Raw genomic sequence first — 21,673 nt, forward strand, 5'->3', positions numbered from 1 at the left:
GTATATTATCAATAATTAGTGAAATGTGGTATCAAAAAGTACAACTGAAGGCATTCCGGATAGTTTATATTCTTTGAAAGTAAGGCGTTACGAATAGCAGTTACCATCCGATTATCAACAAGAAGAAATTCTCCTGATAAAAAGTAAAAAAATACATACCACATTCCTTATTTTCTCTTTACTGTGGCACATTGCTTGATAATGGATAAACATATTTGAAAATAGCAATGGAACCTAGTTTAAATCAAGAAACATTAAGCAATGATGAAGTGACTGTAATACTTGCTCTTTTGGATAAAGATTTACAAGAAATGATGCTTTATTGTGTTGAACATCAATGGAAATTTGAAATGATTAATTCACATAACCTACAGCTTCGTATTCCCAAGGATTCTATTCATCTGCTTTTTTATTTAGGGCATAAAGTTTTATCAGGAGATAAGCCATCAATTTACAATTGATAGTTTAGATTTTTTATCTTTTTATTGATCTCGGTTATTAGATCCTACAAAACAAATATTCAATTATTTGTTTTACAAAAAAAACACAAAAAGTGCACAAATTAAATAAAAAATTATATATTTGCGCTCAACAGAAACGAGGATTACTAACGATTTTAACTAAAAAGGAGAAAATGAAGATTCCCATATTCTCCACTCTTGTAAAACTATCAAAACTATGAAGAAACTTTTTTTTCTTTTATTAGCAACTTTTGCACTAATAGGATGTAGCTCAGATGATGATACGATCTATGATTACATCGGAACCTGGTCAGGAACTTATGATGGAAGCGATAAAGGGGTTTGGAATATTGTAGTCGCAAGTGATGGAACCGTAAATGGAACAATGCATTCTGATGTTAATAATGAAAATTACAAGATTGCCGGTCATTTAAATGATTCAGGGGAATTAAACGCTTCAGTTGGTCTTCCGTCTGATGGTTCTTTCAACGGAAACCTAGGTACTGATAAAAAAGGAAACGGAAGCTGGACAAATGCTGTTCCTACTCCTACAAGATCCGGATCATGGACTGGGGAAAAAGATAAAAGTCAATAAGGTTTATTACTACATATAAAAAGGTGGCCAGTGGTCACCTTTTTTTGTTTCTTATTTAAAACGTAAAAAATCTCCGGTAGCATACCGGAGATTTATCTTAATAATATATAAAAAAATGATGTGGTGTGTTGCTTTTATATAATCAATTTTAAGGAAAACCTTAATATTTATCGTATGTAAAGCATGATTTGCGTGTGCGCTTTTGTTATCTGCAAATACTGTACCCTATGAAGTGATTTTTTCAATAAAATTTCAGGTTTAATGTCAACTTATAGAATATCAATAGATTAAATTTACATCATCTATCATATAAAAAAAAGCCCGCAAAGCCCATTAACATTAAAAAAACAGAATTCAAAAAAAATCCTGCGTAGTGCAGGATTCATTTTATTCATATGTATAAGCTGTAAAATTGAATACTATCAGAAATTTTACTTGGTATTTTTCAATTGCAAAGCGCGTTGTAAAAAGGACTGATTTGCCAGTTTTTCTTCTGCTTCATCAATGGCTTTTAATAAGTGATTGTTATTGTCGGCAATTTCTCCCAAAACAGTTGAAATAAGTTCCCATACAGGCTTCATTTTTTCTATGAGTTCAAGGCCCTTGGGTGCTAATCCGATCAAACGTTTTCTTTCATCCTGCTTATCCTTTTTTGAAATAATCATCTTCTCCTTTTCAAGTTCCTTAAGTAAGCTTATTGTAGAGGGATGGGTATACCCTATTTCATTGGCCAGCTCCACAACACTCAGGGGCTGTTTATGATAAAGTGTAAAGATAACAGGAAACCACTTAGGCTCAAAATCAATATCAAATGCCTTATAAACCAAAGCTCCATCTTTACGGAGCTGTTCACTTAGCCTTTGCAATCTTGTGGATATCGCAAGAATTCCGGATTCGTTAATAACATTCATTAGACCTTATTTAAATTAAGAATATAAAAGACGTTATCAGCACTCATGAGAGGAAATGAAGAAGGGAGATCTTCCTTGGCAATTTTCTGAAACCGGTTGCGCTCATAAAAACGCATGGCCGCATTCAGCACAGAAACTGTCCCCAGCATAATTTCTTCAATTTTGTTTTCCCTGCAATACGAAATCAGGATATCTAATAATTTTTGTGCGATCTGATGTTCTTTTCCCCTGAATTCTTTCTTAACAAACATCTTTCTGATGGCTGCAGCCTTTTCGTCAAATTTAACTAAAGCAATGGTACCTACCAACTCTTTATCCAGAAAAGCGCCCCAAAAGTTTCCGCCCCCTTCTCTATAAAAGCTTTCAATCTTTAAAAGATCCGGCTGGTCTTCGATCGTGATAGGAATATTAAATTCTTTTTGCTGAATATTCAGAATCAAATCTATGACTTGTTCGGAATAAGTATTACCGATAGGTTGGATTTCTAATGTCATAATTTTTATTTAATGTACAAAACTACGTAGTTAACTACATAAAAACAAATATATTTAATCAATCAACAATAATTTATGTTATCAATAAAAAGACGCATACAATAACTGCATGCGTCTGATCTATTTAAAAAGTGTCGGGGGAATTACTTCCAACCCCCACCTAGTGCCTGGTATAAGTCAACTGCAGCTTTCATTTTGTTGTATTCTGCATTTGAAATATTCAATTCTGCATTCAATGAATTTACACTCGCATTCAACACTTCAAGGTAATTGGCCATACCATAGTTAACCAATTCCTGGGAAAAATCTACTGATTTTTTATACGCGTCCAGTTCCTTTCTTTTAAGTTCAATAAAAGAATCCTGCACTCCAAATACCCGTATTGCATCAGATACTTCTTTTCCTGCAGTAAGAACTGTTTTTCTAAAATTCAGATAAGCCGTTTCCTGATTGGCCAGGCTCACGTCATAATTCGTTTTGATCTGTCTTCTGTTGAGAATAGGTTGCGCCAAGCCTGTTACTACATTGGCAAATAACGAATTCACACTGAATAAATGATCAATATCTACAGACTGTACTCCACCGGTTCCGGTAAGTTTTAGTGTAGGGTAAAACTGTGCTTTCGCAGAGTTGGTTAATTCGAAAGCATTCATCAGATTGTATTCCGCACGCATTACATCAGGACGGTTGGCCAGTAATTGAGCCGGATATCCAAGCTTGATATCCTTCGGAAGGCTTTGGCTTTCTAGTGTTGATCTTTCAATAGCATGAGAAGGTTCTCCCATCAACAGACTCATTGTATTCTCCAAAGACTGGATTTGAGTATCAATATCAATAAGTAGAGATTTCGCATTAAAAACCAACGCTTCACTTTGTTGAACCGCCACTTCAGTTACCGTTCCTGACTCTTTCAGAGCTTTTGTTGTTTCAAGGTTTTTTTCCCGGACATCAATGGTTTCCTGAATAATTCTTTTCTGCGAATCGAAAGTCAGCAGCTGATAATAAGCAGAAGCTACTGAGGCTACCAAACTGCTTTTTACAGCCTTGTGTGCGGCAACTGTTCCTAAATAAGTAGCAAGCTGAGCTTTTTCCTGAGCTTTTAATTTACCCCAGATATCCGCTTCCCAACCTATAGTCGCTGTAATATCAAACTGATTTACATAACGTCTTTCTCCAATGATCTGACCAAACTGGGTATTGATGGATTGGGTTTGAAACGTGTAATTGGGTCCGATTGAAACCGTTGGCTGATATGCTGCTTTACTTTGTTTAAGATAAGCTTCGGCAGAGGCAATACTCTGTAATGCAATTCTGATATCTAAATTGTTTTCTAAAGCTTTTGAAATATGCCCCTGTAATATGGGATCCGTAAAAATTTCTTTCCATGAGATATCAGCAATACTTGCACTGTCCTTAGGAAGCATATCGGTACGGAAAAGCTTTTCGTCAACGACATTTTTCGGTCTTTCATACTCTTTTCTCGCCATACATGATGAAATGGCTCCCAGTATGAAAACTGAAAAAGTTATTCCTTTTATGATGTTTATTAAACTTTTCATTGTTAAAAATTGGAAGTTAGAAACCAGAGGTTAGAAGTAAGATCGGAAATTCAACAATTCTTTTACTACTTCTACCTCTCTGGTTTTTATTTTTATTCAGCTAAATTGATGTCTTCTCTTTTAATCGGTTTGATTTTTTCCTGCAATGTTTCAAAGATCACATACAATACAGGAATTACGATAAGCCCTAATACTGTTCCTATCAATAATCCAATGGCAGCACCTGTTGCAATAGATCTGTTTCCTACCGCCCCGATTCCACTTGCCAGCACCAATGGTAATAGACCAAATATAAAGGCAAATGAGGTCATCAGAATCGGTCTTAATCTTGCCTTTGCAGCATTGATTGCAGACATGACAATGGTTTCACCATGATGTCTTCTCTGAACGGCAAATTCAACAATCAAAATGGCATTTTTAGCCAATAATCCGACCAACATGATCAAGGCAATCTGGAAATAGATATTGTTTTCCAAGCCCATGATTTTTTGTCCAAAATAAGCTCCCATTACCCCTAATGGAAGTGAGATCACAACAATCAGCGGAAGAATATAACTTTCATATTGCGCAGAAAGGATAAAGTAAACAAAAATTAAACTTAGCCCAAAGATTAATACGGTTTGAGATCCGGAGTTTAATTCTTCTCTTGTCAATCCGGTAAACTCAACATCGTAATTCTGATTCAGGGTTTCTTTCGCTACCTGCTGTACCGCAGTAATAGCATCCCCGGAACTGTACCCCTGGGAATTACCCCCTGTAATTTTTACTGATGTAAAAAGGTTATAACGACTTACAGACTGTGGACCATATGTTTTGTCTAATGTCACAAATTGCGAAATAGGAGACATTATACCCGAACCTGTTTTTACATAGAGATCGTTAAGATTATCGATGTTCTTTCTGTTTTCAGGAAGAGCCTGAACCATTACTCGGAATTGTTTTCCGTATTTCGTAAAGTCAGCTGTATAAATCCCTCCAATATATCCCTGCATTGTACTTAGGATGCTATTTACAGAAACTCCTAATTGTTTTGCCAAAGGAACATTAATTTCCATTTGATATTGCGGGTACTTTGTATTGAACGAGGTCTGTGCAAACTCTATCTCGGGTCTTTCCATAAGCTTACCGATGAATTCATTAGTTTTATCATCAAGCGCTGTATATTCACCACCGGATTTATCCAGCAATACCATCTCAAATCCTGCACTGTTACCAAAACCGGGTACACTTGGTGGCTGAAAGAATACGACTTTGGCATCCGGTACTTTCCCTGAAATTCCAAATAGTTTTTTCGTAATATCTTCAGAGGTTAAATTATCTTTTTTCCTTTCATCAAAAGGTTTTAATTTAATAAAGGCAAGACCATTATTACTTCCGTTTCCGGATAAGAAACCTCTACCGGTAGAAATGGTAACGTTTTGAACTCCCGGAATTTTCATTGCGTTAGCCTGTAGTGTTTTCAATGCATTATAGGTTCTTTCCATAGATGATCCCGGAGGAAGCTGCACATCAGTAAAGATAATTCCACGGTCTTCAGTAGGAACGAATCCTTTTTTCATCGTTGAACTTGCCCAGAATAAAATTCCTCCTGTAATGGCAAAGATGATCAGGGTAACCCATTTATGCCTTAATAAGAAAACAAATCCTCTTCCGTAACGTTCAGTGGTTGTTCTAAATGCTATATTGAATTTATAGAAGAACTTCTGAAGGATATTCATATTCTTGTATTCCTGGTGATGCTCAGAATGAGGTTTAAGGAATAGTGAACATAAAACCGGACTTAACGTTAATGCATTGATTGCCGAAATGATGATCGCTACGATAAGTGTAATACCAAACTGCTGATAGAATACCCCTGTCGGACCGGTAATAAAAGTTACCGGAATAAATACGGATGCCATTACCAATGTAATTGAAATAATTGCTCCAGTAATCTCATCCATCGCTTCTACGGTAGCCTTTTTAGCATCAGAAATACCATGCTCCATCTTAGCATGAACGGCCTCGACGACGACAATGGCATCATCCACTACAATACCAATAGCAAGTACTAACGCGAATAAGGTTAAAAGGTTGAGTGAATATCCAAACAAATTCAGGAAGAAGAATGCTCCCACAATAGATACCGGAACTGCAATAGCCGGAATCAAAGTAGATCTGAAATCCTGTAAGAAAATATACACTACAATGAATACCAGTATAAATGCTTCAATTAAGGTATGAACAACCTTATCAATAGAGGCATCAAGGAACTCATTGGTATCAAAGTTGAAAGTATATTTAATCCCTTTAGGAAAACTTCCCTCTGATGCTTTTAAGTATGCTTTAATATTCTTAATAATGTCCTGAGCATTGGAACCTGGTGTCTGAAAGAATCCCATACTGATGGAAGGATTATTTCCATTCTCCCCAATTCCGGTATAAGATTGCCCAGCCAATTCAACTTTGGCAACATCTTTAAGCATCAGATTCTGGCCATCGGCAAGAGACTTGATAATGATGTTATCATATTGAGATTTCTCGTTGAATTTCCCTACATATTTAATGATGTATTCAAAAGAACTACCACTGTTTTGTCCGATGGATCCAGCTGCTGCTTCTCTACTCTGCTCATTAATAGCCGCTGTAACATCATCCGGTGTTACTCCATAGGCTGCCATTTTCGCAGGATCCAGCCATATTCTCATCGAGTAGTTTTTCCCACCGAAAACCTGAGCATCTCCAACTCCATTAATCCTTTTGATATTAGGAATAATGTTAATATTCAGGAAATTTTGAAGATAAACGTCATCGAGGTCCTTATTTTCGGAATAGAAAGACATATACATCAAGGCACTGGTTTGCTGCTTCTGAGTAACAACCCCTGAACGGGTTACTTCACTTGGAAGTAATGGTGTTGCTCTTGTAACACGGTTCTGTACGTTTACCGCTGCAATATCCGGATCAATCCCCTGCTTAAAGAAAACCTGGATATTGGCAGATCCATCGTTTCCTGCAGAAGAGGTGATATAATCCATTCCTTCTACCCCGTTAATCTGTTCCTCCAAAGGAACTACCACACTTTTCATCACCGTCTCCGCGTTAGCTCCCGTATAGTTTGCTGTAACACTCACTGTAGGAGGCGCAATGTCCGGGTACTGGGTAACAGGCAATGAAATAAGGCCTAAAACACCGAGTATAACAATTAATATTGAAATAACAGTGGATAAAACCGGTCTGTTAATAAAGTTTTTTATCATTAGAATTTCGGTTTTATAGATTGAACGAGGCTATCCATTTTTATAGGTTTGGGCTTTACAGGAGTTCCGGATTTCAAACCACCGATACCTGCTGCCACTATAGTTTCTCCTTTATTTATTCCTGATTTTATTAACGCCATGTTATCAATTCTGTCAATTACATTTACTACTACATTTTTAGCAGTATCCTTTTCAACTTTATACACATAAACAATTCCCTGTTGTTCGTATGTTGCACTTTCCGGAACAACCAAAACGCTATCATACGCTTTAGGTAATCTTATTGTTCCACTGTTCCCATTACTAAGTAACTTTTGGGCATTTGAAAATGCTACTCTGAACTGAATAGTTCCCGTAGTGGGATCAATTTGTCCTGTAATAGCTTCGATCTTCCCTTTTTCAGGATAAATACTTCCATTAGCCAGCTGTAAATCAACCATAGGAAGATTTTTGATTTTCTCAGGCATTGTGGCTCCTACAGATTTCTCCAAAAAGTTGAAATATTCTTTTTCGTTCATCGAAAAATAGGCGAATACCTCGGAAGTATCTGAAATTGTCGTTAAAGGAGTCTGATCAGTAGGTCCTACCAAGCTACCCACTTTTAAAGGAAGTTTTCCAACAACCCCCGAAATAGGTGCGCGAATAATAGAATATTCGATATTAGCTTCTACCCCTTTGTAATTGGCTGTCGCCTGACGTTTTGAAGCAACCGCCTGCTGAAGCTGTGCCTGAGCCTGAGCCAGGTTAGCCTGTGCTGTTTGAAGCTGTACGTTACTGATGATATTCTTAGCAACCAGAGGTTTAAGTTTATTCACCTCCACCTGAGCTGCATTTACCGAAGCCTGTGCGGCAGCCACCGTTGATTCGGCAGCACCGATACCTGCCTTTGCAGCAGCTGCATTTTCAGTAAGTATATTGGTTTCAAGACGGAATAAAGGTTGTCCTTTGGTTACATATTGCCCCTCGTCTACTAATAGTTGGGTAATATATCCCTGAATCTTAGCCCTTACATCATTATTTACTCTACCTTGTATGCTCGCAGGGAATGTCTGGTATCCTACGATATTCTTTTGTTCCACCGAAATTACAGGGTAAGGTTTTGCACCATCCTGTTTTGGAGCTTCTTTTTTGCAGGCTGTCAGTGAGATAGCTGCAACAGAAAGTATGAATAGTTTATTTGTCATTTTAAATTATAGTTTATTAATAGATTCCTGAATATTTGAAATATTTTTATTCAATAGCGCCTTATAAATACTAAGTTTTTCATTGTAATGTTCATCGTGTACCTTTCTAAAGTTATTTAAATCGTCTAGTAGTTTTAGTTCATCCTGTAATTTCTGGAGAATTTTTTCAAACCTTATCTTCATATGCTCATCATTGATAAAGAAATACCGCTTCCTCTCATCGATCTTATTATGGTCGATAATAAGCTGAGAGTTGAGTAATAATGAAATACTGGTGGAAACGGAACTTTTACTGGCTGAGAGCACTTCTACAAATTCGTCAAAAGTAATTCCTACTTTTTCAAAATCGAAGATGAGATAAGCATATATTTTTGAAGCTAATGGAGGAATATTCAGGTTGGTACCATAGAATTTTACGGCATCCTGAAAAATTTTTTCATCAACTTCTATACTTTTATGCATAATATACAAATTTGAGCAAAAGTATAAATTAGTTCAGAACTAAACGAACAAACGCAATAGAGTTTATAAATATATAGCGTTTTAAAAATTCAATGGAAAAGGATTTAACCTTTCGCTCAAATTATAATCTTCTCGAACGCTTTTCGGACTCCTCCGGCAAGAACTACTTCACCGCAATAGGAATAACCTTGCTTTTCAAGAATCTTCAGCATGGCAATATTATCATAATTAGTGTCTACTTTTACACTCAATACCCCCTGGCTTTTTGTGTAATTTTCTATATGATCAAATAGTTTTTTTACAAGTCCCTGTCCGGCAAACTCTTCGGAAACAGCTACACGGTGAACAACAACAAACTCACCGTCACTAAGCCATGCCCCATCAATGGTACTATAAGCAGGCTCGTCATTAAATATCAGGGCAACATAAACGGCAATAACATCATCTACTGTAAGAACAAAACCAAAACCTTTCGAAATATCACTTTCTATAGTATCTTCATTCGGATAACCATTTTGCCACTGAGTACTCCCGTCCAATCTTCTCCTTTCGATTGATTGCTGGATAATGTCCCAGATGATATTTTTCTCTTTAATTTCGGCCTTTCTGAACTTAATTTGCTGCGTCATAGATTCTTAATTGTTGTCAGGATTTAAAAGAAAGAAAATTAAGATTATTTTCAACCTTATATATTTCTTTAGCATTAAATTTAAATAAAAAAACCGAAAATTAATTGAATTAATTTTCGGTTCGAAGTAGTAAAATTTAAAATTATGAAATTGTTTTATTGGTTTGCACTTTGTTGTATATAAGTGTCAATAATTTCAAATGCTTTTTTCTCATCTTCCAGATCCACCATGAGCTTTAGCGATGTTGCCGTTGGCGTTGTTGTAAAAGTGAGATAATTATTTTCAACTGTGTTTGTGATTTGAGCGTCATCTAATTTAGACTTGATCAATTGAATTTCTGAAGGATTATCACTTTCAAAAACTGATACTCTCGTACTTCTTTCCATATTTTATCCTTTTTTGAATATCTAAATATAGTAAGATTTTTCCTAAATCACAAATCCACCGTTTTAAATTTTGTTAATATTATTTTCAATTTTATCGAGAGCCAATTGAATTTCTTCTCTCGAAACATTCAAATGTGGTCTGAAACGAACGGATTGATCACCGCATGGTAAAATTATTAATCCATCTTTGAAAAGTTCATTTACTAAAAGATTTCTTTGTCCTCCGGAAGGTAAATCTACTGCACACATCAATCCTCTTCCTCTTGCATTGGAAATCTTTTCAGGATATTTCTGAGCCAGATTTTGCAACCCTTCCAATAGATATTCTCCAACCTCCTTAGCATTCTCAACAAGGTTTTCTTTTTCAATCACTTCCATAACCAATTGAAAACGGAGCATGTCTATAAAGTTTCCTCCGAATGTAGAATTGATTCTTGAACTCTCTCTGAAAACATTGTTCGGAACTTCATCAAATTTTTCTTTATTTGCTAAAACACCACAAACCTGTGCTTTTTTACCAAAAGAAATAATGTCCGGCTTAGCCGTAAAATGTTGGAAAGCCCACATTTTTCCGGTAATTCCAATACCTGTCTGAACTTCATCAAAAATCAGCAGGATCTCATTCTGATCACACAGCTTTCTTAGTTCAACGAAAAATTCATCCCTGAAGTGATTATCTCCTCCTTCTGCCTGGATCGGCTCAATGATAATGCATGCCACTTTATCCGGATTGGAAAGAATTGCCTCTTCGATGTGCAATAATGCCATTCTTTCATTTTTAATGGTCTCTTCAAGATTTTCCTCTGTAATAGGAAAGCTTAATTTTGGATTAAGGATCCTTGGCCATTCAAACATTGGGAAATATTGATATTTTCTTGGATCGGAAGTATTGGTTAAGCTTAAAGTATAACCGCTTCTTCCATGAAATGCCTGTCTGAAGTGAATACAAATTCCGGCTTCTGTCTGAAGTCCTTTAGCAAAATTTTTGCGGGTTTTCCAGTCGAAACATGCCTTCATTGCATTTTCAACACCTAGGGTTCCCCCTTCAATAAAAAACGCATATTGCAATTCTTCCGGAATAACCACTCTTTCAAAAACTTCTAAAAAATGAGCATACTCTTCGGAATAAACATCTGCCAGGGTAGGCTTATTAACCGCCATTTTACCTAGCCAATCTGATTTACTTACAAGATAAGGGTGATTGTATCCTATAGATCCTGAACCGAACATAGAAAACATATCCAAAAATTCTCTGTCAGTAAGTTTGTCATATAACCATGATCCATGAGATCTTTCGATATCCATAACGAAATCAAAACCATCTGCAAGTACATGTTTCCCTACTGTTTCTTTAACTTTATTTGCTTTTATATCAATTGTTTGTTCCATAATATTTTGATGTGATTTAAAAATTGAATGATTAAAAGATTAAGCATTCATGGGTATTAATTTTTAAATTCTTAAATCTTAAAATGATTTAAATGTTGTTTTTTTATTAAATATCAAATTTAATCCCTTGTGCCAAAGGAAGGTTTGTAGTATAATTGATGGTATTTGTTTGTCTTCTCATATAGTATTTCCAAACGTCAGAACCGGATTCTCTACCTCCTCCTGTTTCTTTTTCACCACCGAAGGCTCCGCCGATCTCAGCACCTGAAGTTCCGATATTTACATTGGCAATTCCACAATCTGAACCTGCATGGGAAAGGAATAACTCAGCCTCTCTTAAGTTTTGGGTCATAATTGCAGAAGACAATCCCTGAGGAACATCATTTTGAATAGCGATGGCTTCGTCAAGAGTTTTGTATTTGATCAAATAAAGAATTGGTGCAAAAGTTTCATGCTGCACAATCTCGTATGAGTTTTTTACTTCCGCGATACATGGTTTTACATAGCATCCTGATTCATATTCTTTACCGCTTAGAACGCCGCCTTCAACGATGAATTTACCGCCTTCTTTTTTACATTTTTTTATTGATTCTTCGTATTGGGTAACAGCACCGGTATCGATCAATGGTCCCACATGATTGGATTCATCTAACGGGTTTCCTATTTTCAGCTGTCCGTATGCTTTTACCAATCTGTTTTTCACTTCATCGTAAACGCTTTCATGAATGATCAGTCTTCTTGTAGATGTACATCTTTGTCCTGCAGTTCCTACAGCTCCAAATACAGCCCCAATGATAGACATATCAAGATCAGCATCTTTAGAGATAATGATGGCGTTATTTCCACCTAGCTCAAGAATTGATTTTCCAAATCTCTCTGCTACTTTAGAAGAAACCATTCTTCCTACTCTTGTAGAACCTGTAAACGAAATTAAAGAAACACGCTTATCTTCAACTAATTTTTGCCCGATCTCATGATCTGAAATCAATACACTTGAAATCCCTTCAAAAAGATTATTTTCTTTAAGAACTTCTGCTAAAATATTTTGACATGCAATTGCACAGAAAGGTGTTTTTTCGGAAGGCTTCCAGATCGTAACATTCCCACAAATCCATGATAATGCTGTATTCCAAGCCCAAACAGCTACCGGAAAGTTAAAAGCCGTAATGATTCCCACAATCCCTAGCGGGTGATATTGTTCGTACATTCTGTGACCTGGTCTTTCAGAATGCATCGTATATCCATGAAGCTGTCTTGATAGACCAACCGCAAAATCACAGATATCAATCATCTCCTGAACTTCACCAAGACCTTCCTGCAGGGACTTTCCCATTTCATACGAAACAAGTTTTCCCAAATCATCTTTATATTCTCTTAGTTTTAGACCTAATTGTCTTACGATTTCCCCTCTTTTAGGTGCCGGGATTAACCTGAATTCCTGAAAAGCCTTTTGAGCAGACTGAATTACCTTTTCATAATCACCTTCATTCGATGTTTTTACTTTAGCAATTAATTTTCCATCAACAGGAGAATAACTTTCAATTACTTTCCCCGATGCAAAGTATTTCCCCCCTACAGAAGTTCCTTTGTTGTCATCTTTAATACCTAGATTTTTTAGGGATTTCTCGATACCGAAATCCTTGACTTTTTTAGACATAAAATATTCCTTTTCGTTTTCTCTAAAGATAAAAATATTATGCGAACCGCAAAAAATTAATTTTCATAACGTTTTTATTTGGACTAATTATAAACATACCTATCTTTGTCATATCAATAGTTAATTTCGGAAATGGAAAATAATAAACCACTAGACGAGCAGCCTGTCAAAGAGAATACTTCAAAATGGAAACAATGGGTTAAGCGTTTTGGGATCGGAGGGATTATATTCTTTACCGTAAAAGGGATTATTACGTCAACCCTGATCTATTTTCTCGGAAAAAATTTCTGGACTATCATCAGTAATTATTTTACCGCTCTATTCGATTAATAGTGCGTATTATTAAAATAAAAAAAGCAGAGAAAATTTCTCTGCTTTCTTTTTTTTGGAAGTTTAACTAAAAGCTAATGATAAGTTGGCAACTGGTACAGTTACTATTTATTCTATTGAGCTATCAAACCTATTGGTTACATTATATGTTTTGTCTTTTACTATAATATCATAACCTCCTTTATCCAGAATAAGATATCCTGAGTCTTTATCACTCTGTAATTCTATCATATCCGCAGGAACACCATTATTGTCAAACTCTCCTTTTCTATAGGCAAAAATTAAAGAAGGATAACTTTTAATCTTTGATTTTGGTACTTCATAAAGTTTCCGGTTTTCATTAAGCATCCAACGAGGTCTATCTTTGATATATGTTGTAACGGGATGAACCACTTTTATATCCGTAAAAGGTTCAATTTGACTTCCTTTGAATGCCTTGTTATTTTCGTCCAGCAAAACGACAGGATCCTTCCCCTTTATAATTTTTAATAGAGGACTATTACGTTCGGTAACACTTTTTTCAGAAAACTCTGTTTGGTCAATTGTAAATGGGTTGATTTTTGTTAAGTCGGAAAGTCTTCCTGCCATGGTTTTTTCCCAATATGGATCTTTTCCTTCATATGCGTGCCCATAACCGCAGTAAATAATATATTTTCCATTTTTATTTTCCTGCATAAATTTATAGATGTTATCCGCTTGTTTTATCTCTCTGTCTTTTCCGTTTTCTCCTTGTACTGCTTCATATTTAAAGAGAGTAAAACCCAGATCTAAAGCTGTTTTAATAAAACTACCAAATTGTGGTTCAGAGGTGTAAAAACCACTTTTTGTTGTAGGAAACTTTCTAACATTTATTGAATCATCTCCAATAGCTTCCAAGCCCAAATAACGATAACCGTTTTCATAAAGTCCTTTTAAGAGGGATGTTGCAAATGTTCTATGACTTGCGTAATGATGTGCTTCATTAAGAATTACTATTTGCTCTTTTTTTGTTTGGTCTAAAATATAGTTTTTAGCATTTTCAACTTTAAGCTTTACTAATTTCAAACTGTCATCTTTAGATATTTTTTTTCTTTTACGTCCAAGTTTATCCCAGGTTTGTAAACCCTTAATGTAATAGTTCGAAACGGAATATTTCATTGCTCCCACCTGATATCTGTAATCGTCTCCATTTTTATCATTCTGGATGTCATTTTCAATATCATTTGAAAATTTATATTGCTCTTGGGCGAAGGATTTTGTTGAAAATAGTATTACGAATAAGAAAAATGTCTTTTTCACCATATTGCTTTATGTATTATACTGAAAAATATTATTTGGAGTAGTTCATTACTTTATCACTCTAAAATAGTACTTTTATCTATAATTTAAGATTTATATTTTCATTATTAATATACTTATCCCTAATCCTGATTTTATTTTCCTTAGAAAGATTGTTTTACAGTGCAGGAAATCAAAAGCTATCAAAATTCCAGCTTTCAATTCCTTCACAATTATTAAACTTAGCAATTTTGCCTTTTAGCTATTCCATCGCTATTCCTTTTTCTTCCTTCCCGACTCAATAAGACTCTGATGAAGCAAATACTCAATTTGTCCGTTTACACTCCTAAACTCATCATTCGCCCACTTCTCAAGAAGTTTATACGTTGATTCTTCTATCCTTATCACAAAGGATTTTTTGCCTTTTTGAGTGCTTTCAGAAGAATTTTGAGATTTTTGAGATTTCATTTTTTACTTTTAAATTTCATGATAAGACCGCCTTGGTTTCAGGTCGATTCTTTAACCAAAAAGAAGTTTTAATTGTATAAAGTTCCTGCATTAAGAACCGGAGTTGCTGCCTTCTCACCACAAAGAACCACCATCAGATTACTCACCATTGCAGCTTTTCTCTCATCATCCAACTCTACGATGTTCTCTGCCGAAAGTTTTTTCAATGCCAGATCAACCATTCCTACCGCGCCTTCCACAATTTTTGTTCTTGCTGCAACGATAGCTGTAGCCTGCTGTCTCTGAAGCATGGCACCTGCGATTTCGGATGCATAAGCCAAGTGTGATATTCTGGCCTCCTGGATTATAATTCCGGCTTTAGAAAGACGATCAGTAAGCTCCTGCTCAAGAATAGAATTGATTTTGTCACCACCCTCTCTTAAAGTAATTGGTGCATGATCATCTTCTAAATTATCATAAGGAAAGCTCATAGCCAGGTGACGTACCGCTGCCTCACTCTGCATTTTTACAAAATCAGAATAACGTTCTACGTCAAAAGCTGCTTTATAGGTATCCCCTACTTTCCATACGATGACAACAGCAATTTCAATTGGGTTCCCCATTTTATCATTCACTTTTAATGTTTGTCCCTGTAAATTCTCGGAACGAAGCGACATTTTCTGGGATGAGTATAATGGATTGATAAAGAACAGTCCGTTATCTTTCACTGTTCCTACATATTTTCCAAAGAAATTCAATACTCTTGAGTGATTAGGCTGAATGATCATCAGGCCTTTTAAGAAAAAACATGAAGTCAGAAAACAAAGCATGGCTAAAACAACATAAGTAATACTCTGATCTACTCCGCTGATGAAGAAGTAAACTGCAGCTATAAATAAACCCAAACAAATAACAAGGGTTAAGTAGCCGGACATAGGTTTTAAGATTTTTTCCATATAGGTATTAATTTTAAAATGATATTATTTTGATATCATAAAGTTATAAATAAGTTTTGAATTAAAAATGATAATCTTAAAATTTTTTACTTAGTAATAATACCTAATTCCGTTTGCCTTAAAGACAAAGAAAAATCCCGGAAACTATCGTTCCGGGATTTAGTATGTGTATGTATTTACGCTTATTTTTTGTTCAGCATTTTAAACTTAAAGTAAGAAGCTGTAGACAATAATATCATTACTGAAAGTCCGATATATACCCAAGCCGGTACTGGTACCGGATCTCCTGCTGCATACGAGTGAAGTCCCGTTAAATAATAATTAACTCCAAAATAGGTCATAACCATTGAGCAGAAAGCAAACATTGTTGCTACATGGAACGCCCACTTGCTTCTTAATCCGGGTACCAATCTCATATGTAACACAAAAGCGTATACCATGATAGATATAAATGCCCATGTCTCTTTAGGATCCCAGCTCCAGTATCTACCCCATGACTCATTCGCCCAGATTCCTCCTAAAAAGTTCCCTACCGTTAAAGCAAACAAACCTATAGTAAGAGACATCTCAGAAACAATAACCAGCTCTTTTAAAGTAGTATCATGATGAATTTTGTATGTTTCTTTACTCGAAATAATATAGAATACCAGTGAAATGACAGCAATAATCATCGACAGGGCAAAAAATCCATAACTCGATGTAATGATTGCTACGTGCACAATCAGCCAGTATGATTTTAATACAGGTACTAATGGTGTGATCTGTGGATCAAGAGCAGATCCTCCGTGAGCAAATCCCATCATAATAACCGCTACCATAAATCCGGCTGCAGGAATCAAAGCATTGGAATTTCTATACAATAACAATCCGGCTGAAATACCTACCCATGAAATGAAAATGATTGCTTCATAACCATTACTCCATGGTGCATGCCCGGAAATATACCATCTTGCCACTAATCCAAGGAAATGGAATATATATCCTACCAGACCTAACACAATAATCACCTTGATGATCTTGTTCAATATCTTATTAGGCTTGAATAATTCAACAAAACCTAAAATCAGTAATAGCCCTCCTATCAGTGTATAGAAAATCAGGAGTTTAAAGTTGATATTCACTTTATTCATGAATACCTCCAGATCAACTTTAGATTTAGCCGGAACTACACTTTTACCCCATTTTTGCTGGTATTCTGAAAGTCTTGCCAATTGAGTATCTGCTTTTCTCCAGTCTCCTGTTTTCTGAGCAGCTAATGCTTCAGCAAAATAAGGTCCCATTACCTGTTGAGATTCCATATCCGGTTCGAATTTCTGGTCCAGCCATGAATGCCATGTGTGGTTCGGATCATTTTTCACAGGCACAATTCTCATAAATTGCCCGCTGAAAAATTCATTGAAGATCTGAACTCTTTCATTTACAGAAATAACTTCTTTGTCATAATTGGTTTGCTCAGCCGGTTTTTTACGGAAAGCAATGTTATAGTCATGCTCAAGGATATAAGTAAGGTTACCGTTAGCATCCGCAGGAAACAAATTCATCAGGGAAGTATAACCATCCTCATCAGCCTTGGTTTTGTTCTTCAGCTCATCCCCTCCTTTAGAACCTACTTTAATGATAGGAACCATTGTCCAGCTAGGAGTATCTGTGTTAATGGATAAAAACCACTGATTTGCAGTAAGGTATTTTCCATCCGTTCCTTTAAATTCGTCTTTTTTATAAAGCTTTCTTAAAACATCAAGAGCTTCAGTATTGATCGGAACAATTCTTCCTTCAAAATTCTGTACCAAAAGATATCCGAATTTATCTGCATGTTCCTTGCTTATTTTGTTTCTAGCGATGATTTCATCTGCAGAAATTAATCTCATTTTAGAAAATGGAGCTGCCAGAGAATTTTGTCGCGGAGCAGTTTCCGTCTGTCCCATTTGGGAAGCCTGTGCATGAGCGTGATCATCGCCTTCTACATGGATGTGCTCTCTACTTCCGTCAGTTGTTCCATGGGTTTCAATTTTTTGGGCATTTAAGCCTAAACTTAGCAATAATAAAACAACCATGGTGGCTCTTTTCTTATTGACATCAGTCAGTATTTTATTTAATTTCCAGAAGTGAGATCCTTTCCAGAAGAAAATTAAAAACATACCTAAAAACAAGAATGTATATCCGATATAAGAAATTAAAGTTCCCCAGAAATCATGGTTCACGGATAATACAGTTCCCATTCTGTCCGGATCAAAACTAGCCTGGAAAAAACGGTATCCTCCGTGGTTCAGAACGTGGTTCATATAGATTTTATAAGGTGTCTGCTTACCTCCGTCAATGATCTTCACATGACTTTCATAAGCACTTGGCGAAGAACTTCCAGGATATGTTTCCATTACAAAGTCGTCCAGTTTCAGTGCAAAAGGAGTGTTGTATACTTTAGGACCAAAACCTGCCATGATATTCAATCCGTCCATCGTGATCTGCTTGAATGCATTCGGATTTCCTTTTTCTACAGATAGTTCAACCAACTGTTTTGTTTTAGGACCCTGGATTTCTATTTTCAGCATATCAGGAACTGCCTGATCTTTCTTTCTGTCTCCTTCAATCGCGATCAGTTTTCCTTTTCTTAAACCTTCAGGAACAACCAATTTCAGATCATTGATGCTATATAAACTTCTCAATGCCAAAGGTTGGAATTCATCCTTCTTTGTATTTCCGGTCGCCTGAGTTGCCATCGTCATATACGTTGCATCAACGGGAGTTTTAACAAATAATTTCCCTCCTTCATTTTTAAATTCCACAGCTCCTTCAATCGCTCTGTTAAAAGTAACAAGCGTTCCATTAATGGATTTTGTTTCACCTGGCTTGATGTAGATATTCTGTCTTCCGGTCTGCCCCGTTGAAACCAAGTGAAGGTATTCAGTACCACTCGGGTCGGCCACAAGACTGTCTTTTTTTCTTTGAATATATTCTTTGGCAAAAATCTTTACTTCTTTTCCGTGAAAGTCATAGGTTGCGCTGAAATCTTTGTGCAAAGGAGACATCAGATAAGGAATGTCTTGATAGTTAAGCACATCTCCCTTCTCTTCAATCTGAATCTTAAAGAAGTTTTTATCCGTAACTATTTCATTAGAAGTTTCTCCTTCCCTGATATGCATTGTTCCTTCAAAACTCACATACCTTGTAATAGCTCCCCCGATAAAAATGAAGACAAATGCAAGGTGAAAAACCAAAACCGGCCACTTCTCTCTTTTCCAAAGTCTGTATCTGCCGATATTTCCGATAAAATTTAAGATCAGCAATACCATGATCAGCTCAAACCATTTTGCTTCATAAATTAATGCTTTCGCCGTAGGGGTTCCATAATCGTTTTCGAGAAACGTTGCATATGCCATGGCAAATGCAAAGACCAACAGCAAAACCGCCATTGTTCTGGTTGAAATAAGAATATCTTGGATCTTCTTCATGATTTATTTTACTTGACATGCAAAAATAAGCATGATTAAGTAAAAGGTCGATAAAAAAAGATGTTTTTTATCATTTTAAAGCCTATATTACTTATTTTGAATTATTCTTAATAAGCCACAAAACATTAAAGAAAATTTAAAACTAAAAACTACGATTATAAGAATGAAAAAAAGCTATACAAGTCATTGAGTCTGTCTATTTTTGAAGGCTTATTTTTTTCCTTATTTTACTTAAAAATTCATGGGTGATACCAAGATATGATGCGACCTGTTGCTGTGTAATTTTCTGTTCGAGACCAGGATATTTTTCAAGAAATTCAATATATCGCTGATCTGCCGTCTTACCGGTCAAAGAAAGAATCCTCCTCTGTAGTGCCACTGAAGACCTTTGATTCATGATTCTGAAAAGCTTCTCTACCCAGGGAATGGTTTTGTAAAGATGTTCTTTATTTTCTTTTGAAACCATAAGAACTTCACTATTTTCCAGCGCTTGAATATTTAAGATACTGGGAACACGATTGATCATACTATCTATATCCGTAATCCACCATCCTTCCACTGCAAAATATAATGTTTGCTCCATCCCTTTTTCGTTGAGATAGTACACTTTAAAACAGCCGCTTGTAACAAACCCTTCAAAAAGACAGTAATTTCCCTCTTTCAGCGCAAAATCATTTTTCGGAAATTGAACTTTATTAAAAGATTCGGAAAATCTTTTAAATTCATCCTCAGAAAAATCGACATATTGCTTGATGTAATGATAAAGTAGGTCAGACATCGTATAAAATTAAAACATAAAGATACCGATATTATGACCGGTATCCTTATTTTAAACTAATCTTATTTACTTTCCAGCAAATCCTCTGTACTTATGATTCTGCTGTATAAATTTCCTAATGAAGAAATACCCGCCAGGAAAGATTTCTGAATATCTGCTGCTTTTATAATTTCTCCATCCAGCTCCCTGTTCTTTGTTGCCGTTGCATCCCCCACAATCGTGTTACTGAAACCCAGATCAAAAGCTGCTCTTGTAGTAGATTCTACACATACATCGGTCATCATTCCGGTGATAATTAAATTTTTAATATTATACTCTTTTAAATAGGCAAGAAGTTCTGTTTCTCTGAAGCTATTTGGAAAATGTTTGATGATTACTTTCTCATTCCCTTTTGGTAAAACCAGGTTATGAATTTCAGCACCCTTTGTGTCCGGAAGGAAAAAATCAGCTCCTTCATTGGTTGCTATATGTTTAATATGAATGACTGGCAGATTATTTTTCCTAAAATATTCCAACACCTTACTGGTATTTTTACCTGCAGTTTCTGCCCCTTCTAAAACCATTTTTCCTCCGGGAAAATAATCGTTTTGTACATCGATGATTAATAATGCCGTGTTTTCCATTGTCATGTTATTTTGTTGTGCTTTTGCAGACGAAAGTGTAACGAATACTATACATATCGTCAGCATCTTTTTGAATATGTTTTTCATTTATTATAAATTGATGGTACAAAATTACAGGAGCTATCATCAAATAGCATTTGAACTAGTTCAAAAAAGAAAGTACAAGCCACAGACATTTCAAATTAATGCCGAATATCAAACTGTGTAGATCTATTATTTTTCTAAAACCAATTTGGAAAGTCTTATTAAATATTTCCAGGATTGAAAAAAAACATAAAAAATGCCCACAAGGATATAATGGGCAATTTTATAAATAAAGTAGAGGTCTACTATTCCTATGAATTGAGTCTGATCATTTCCAGTAATTCCATTTCAAACCATCAAACAGAGCTATTGTCTTACTGACGGTATCATAACATATCATCCCCGGATACGGGGTTCTCACATTAAGATGAGGATTAGCCACCTTGGGTAAAATCAATGCTTTATTGGAAGATTCCAAAACAAGGACTCCGGGAGCACTTGTAGTAGAAGAGCCTATAATCACCCTGTTATTTCCCGCTGTTTCGGCACTCGTATTAAATATAACATTTGTAGTGGACCCGGGATCACTCATATTCACCCAGCCGGAGCCGGTATTCATTTTTAAGACCTTATCATTCTTATCCATTAAAAGAGTTCCAGCAACAGCGTTACCTGGGAGAGTTTCTACAATAGGAAGTAAAATTCCGTTAGTTGTACCTGAAGCGAAATCAAGAATACCATCTCCGTCTACTGTTTGCTTACCGATCGCTATTTGGGCATGAATAAAACCAATTCCAAGCAATCCTAATATAGCTAATATATTTTTCATGTTTTCTATTTTAT

The 21,673-nt window shown here is 35.7% G+C and carries 20 protein-coding genes; 3 read left to right on the forward strand and 17 right to left on the reverse strand.

What is annotated here, in order from left to right:
• The first annotated feature begins 227 nt into the window (after positions 1 to 227).
• Together G9C87_RS16220 and G9C87_RS16225 are read left to right on the forward strand one after the other, a co-directional pair.
• Positions 228 to 461 (forward strand): hypothetical protein, encoded by a 234-nt coding sequence (locus tag G9C87_RS16220; protein WP_172283036.1) that lies wholly within the window; start codon positions 228 to 230, stop codon positions 459 to 461.
• A gap of 217 nt (positions 462 to 678) precedes the next feature.
• On the forward strand, positions 679 to 1,056 hold the full coding sequence (locus tag G9C87_RS16225; RefSeq protein WP_172283038.1) for a membrane lipoprotein lipid attachment site-containing protein: 378 nt from the start codon (positions 679 to 681) through the stop codon (positions 1,054 to 1,056).
• Positions 1,057 to 1,487: 431 nt separating this feature from the next.
• Here G9C87_RS16225 and G9C87_RS16230 read toward each other — a convergent pair whose 3' ends face one another.
• From G9C87_RS16230 to G9C87_RS16275, 10 genes are all read right to left on the reverse strand, one after another.
• Positions 1,488 to 1,967: a MarR family winged helix-turn-helix transcriptional regulator gene (locus G9C87_RS16230; RefSeq protein WP_172283040.1), complete on the reverse strand. Its 480-nt coding sequence runs from the start codon at positions 1,965 to 1,967 to the stop codon at positions 1,488 to 1,490.
• The gene (locus tag G9C87_RS16235) at positions 1,967 to 2,461 is read right to left on the reverse strand and encodes a GNAT family N-acetyltransferase (RefSeq protein ID WP_172283042.1); all 495 of its coding nucleotides are present in this window, start codon (positions 2,459 to 2,461) and stop codon (positions 1,967 to 1,969) included. The genes G9C87_RS16230 and G9C87_RS16235 overlap by 1 nt, the downstream gene beginning before the upstream one ends.
• Positions 2,462 to 2,604: 143 nt before the next feature.
• Positions 2,605 to 4,020: a TolC family protein gene (locus G9C87_RS16240; protein ID WP_172283044.1), complete on the reverse strand. Its 1,416-nt coding sequence runs from the start codon at positions 4,018 to 4,020 to the stop codon at positions 2,605 to 2,607.
• 92 nt (positions 4,021 to 4,112) lie between these two features.
• Positions 4,113 to 7,259 (reverse strand): efflux RND transporter permease subunit, encoded by a 3,147-nt coding sequence (locus G9C87_RS16245; protein ID WP_172283046.1) that lies wholly within the window; start codon positions 7,257 to 7,259, stop codon positions 4,113 to 4,115.
• Positions 7,259 to 8,443, reverse strand: a complete 1,185-nt coding sequence (locus G9C87_RS16250) for an efflux RND transporter periplasmic adaptor subunit (protein ID WP_172283048.1) — start codon at positions 8,441 to 8,443, stop codon at positions 7,259 to 7,261. Before G9C87_RS16250 ends, G9C87_RS16245 begins: the two co-directional genes overlap by 1 nt.
• Positions 8,444 to 8,449: 6 nt before the next feature.
• The gene (locus tag G9C87_RS16255; protein WP_172283050.1) at positions 8,450 to 8,905 is read right to left on the reverse strand and encodes a transcriptional regulator; all 456 of its coding nucleotides are present in this window, start codon (positions 8,903 to 8,905) and stop codon (positions 8,450 to 8,452) included.
• A gap of 116 nt (positions 8,906 to 9,021) precedes the next feature.
• Positions 9,022 to 9,534 carry a GNAT family N-acetyltransferase gene (locus G9C87_RS16260; protein WP_172283053.1) on the reverse strand — a complete coding sequence of 171 codons (513 nt, stop codon included), beginning with the start codon at positions 9,532 to 9,534 and terminating at the stop codon, positions 9,022 to 9,024.
• A 155-nt stretch (positions 9,535 to 9,689) separates the two neighbouring features.
• Complete coding sequence (locus G9C87_RS16265) at positions 9,690 to 9,920, reverse strand: DUF2007 domain-containing protein (RefSeq protein WP_172283056.1); 231 nt, start codon at positions 9,918 to 9,920, stop codon at positions 9,690 to 9,692.
• Between the two features lie 63 nt (positions 9,921 to 9,983).
• Entirely contained in the window at positions 9,984 to 11,309 is a 1,326-nt protein-coding gene (lat, locus tag G9C87_RS16270; protein WP_172283058.1) for an L-lysine 6-transaminase, read from the reverse strand.
• A 106-nt stretch (positions 11,310 to 11,415) separates the two neighbouring features.
• The gene (locus G9C87_RS16275; protein WP_172283061.1) at positions 11,416 to 12,966 is read right to left on the reverse strand and encodes an aldehyde dehydrogenase family protein; all 1,551 of its coding nucleotides are present in this window, start codon (positions 12,964 to 12,966) and stop codon (positions 11,416 to 11,418) included.
• A gap of 132 nt (positions 12,967 to 13,098) precedes the next feature.
• Here G9C87_RS16275 and G9C87_RS16280 point away from each other — a divergent pair, with 132 nt between their 5' ends.
• Complete coding sequence (locus G9C87_RS16280) at positions 13,099 to 13,296, forward strand: hypothetical protein (protein ID WP_172283065.1); 198 nt, start codon at positions 13,099 to 13,101, stop codon at positions 13,294 to 13,296.
• 108 nt (positions 13,297 to 13,404) lie between these two features.
• Here G9C87_RS16280 and G9C87_RS16285 read toward each other — a convergent pair whose 3' ends face one another.
• The 7 genes from G9C87_RS16285 to G9C87_RS16315 form a co-directional block, all read right to left on the reverse strand.
• The gene (locus tag G9C87_RS16285; protein ID WP_172283068.1) at positions 13,405 to 14,574 is read right to left on the reverse strand and encodes a hypothetical protein; all 1,170 of its coding nucleotides are present in this window, start codon (positions 14,572 to 14,574) and stop codon (positions 13,405 to 13,407) included.
• A gap of 252 nt (positions 14,575 to 14,826) precedes the next feature.
• Positions 14,827 to 15,021, reverse strand: a complete 195-nt coding sequence (locus tag G9C87_RS16290; protein ID WP_172283093.1) for an Arc family DNA binding domain-containing protein — start codon at positions 15,019 to 15,021, stop codon at positions 14,827 to 14,829.
• Positions 15,022 to 15,089: 68 nt separating this feature from the next.
• Positions 15,090 to 15,956, reverse strand: coding sequence for an SPFH domain-containing protein (locus G9C87_RS16295; protein WP_172283094.1), 867 nt, complete (start codon positions 15,954 to 15,956; stop codon positions 15,090 to 15,092).
• A 182-nt stretch (positions 15,957 to 16,138) separates the two neighbouring features.
• Positions 16,139 to 19,405 carry a cytochrome c biogenesis protein CcsA gene (ccsA, locus tag G9C87_RS16300; protein ID WP_172283095.1) on the reverse strand — a complete coding sequence of 1,089 codons (3,267 nt, stop codon included), beginning with the start codon at positions 19,403 to 19,405 and terminating at the stop codon, positions 16,139 to 16,141.
• Between the two features lie 196 nt (positions 19,406 to 19,601).
• Positions 19,602 to 20,183 carry a Crp/Fnr family transcriptional regulator gene (locus tag G9C87_RS16305; RefSeq protein ID WP_172283096.1) on the reverse strand — a complete coding sequence of 194 codons (582 nt, stop codon included), beginning with the start codon at positions 20,181 to 20,183 and terminating at the stop codon, positions 19,602 to 19,604.
• 62 nt (positions 20,184 to 20,245) lie between these two features.
• Entirely contained in the window at positions 20,246 to 20,893 is a 648-nt protein-coding gene (locus G9C87_RS16310; RefSeq protein WP_172283097.1) for a cysteine hydrolase family protein, read from the reverse strand.
• Between the two features lie 265 nt (positions 20,894 to 21,158).
• A complete protein-coding gene (locus G9C87_RS16315) occupies positions 21,159 to 21,659 on the reverse strand; it encodes a hypothetical protein (RefSeq protein ID WP_172283098.1) in 501 nt (166 codons plus the stop codon).
• Positions 21,660 to 21,673 lie beyond the last annotated feature (14 nt).

This window comes from Chryseobacterium sp. LAM-KRS1, assembly GCF_013184525.1.
GTDB classification, from domain to species: Bacteria; Bacteroidota; Bacteroidia; order Flavobacteriales; family Weeksellaceae; genus Chryseobacterium; species Chryseobacterium proteolyticum.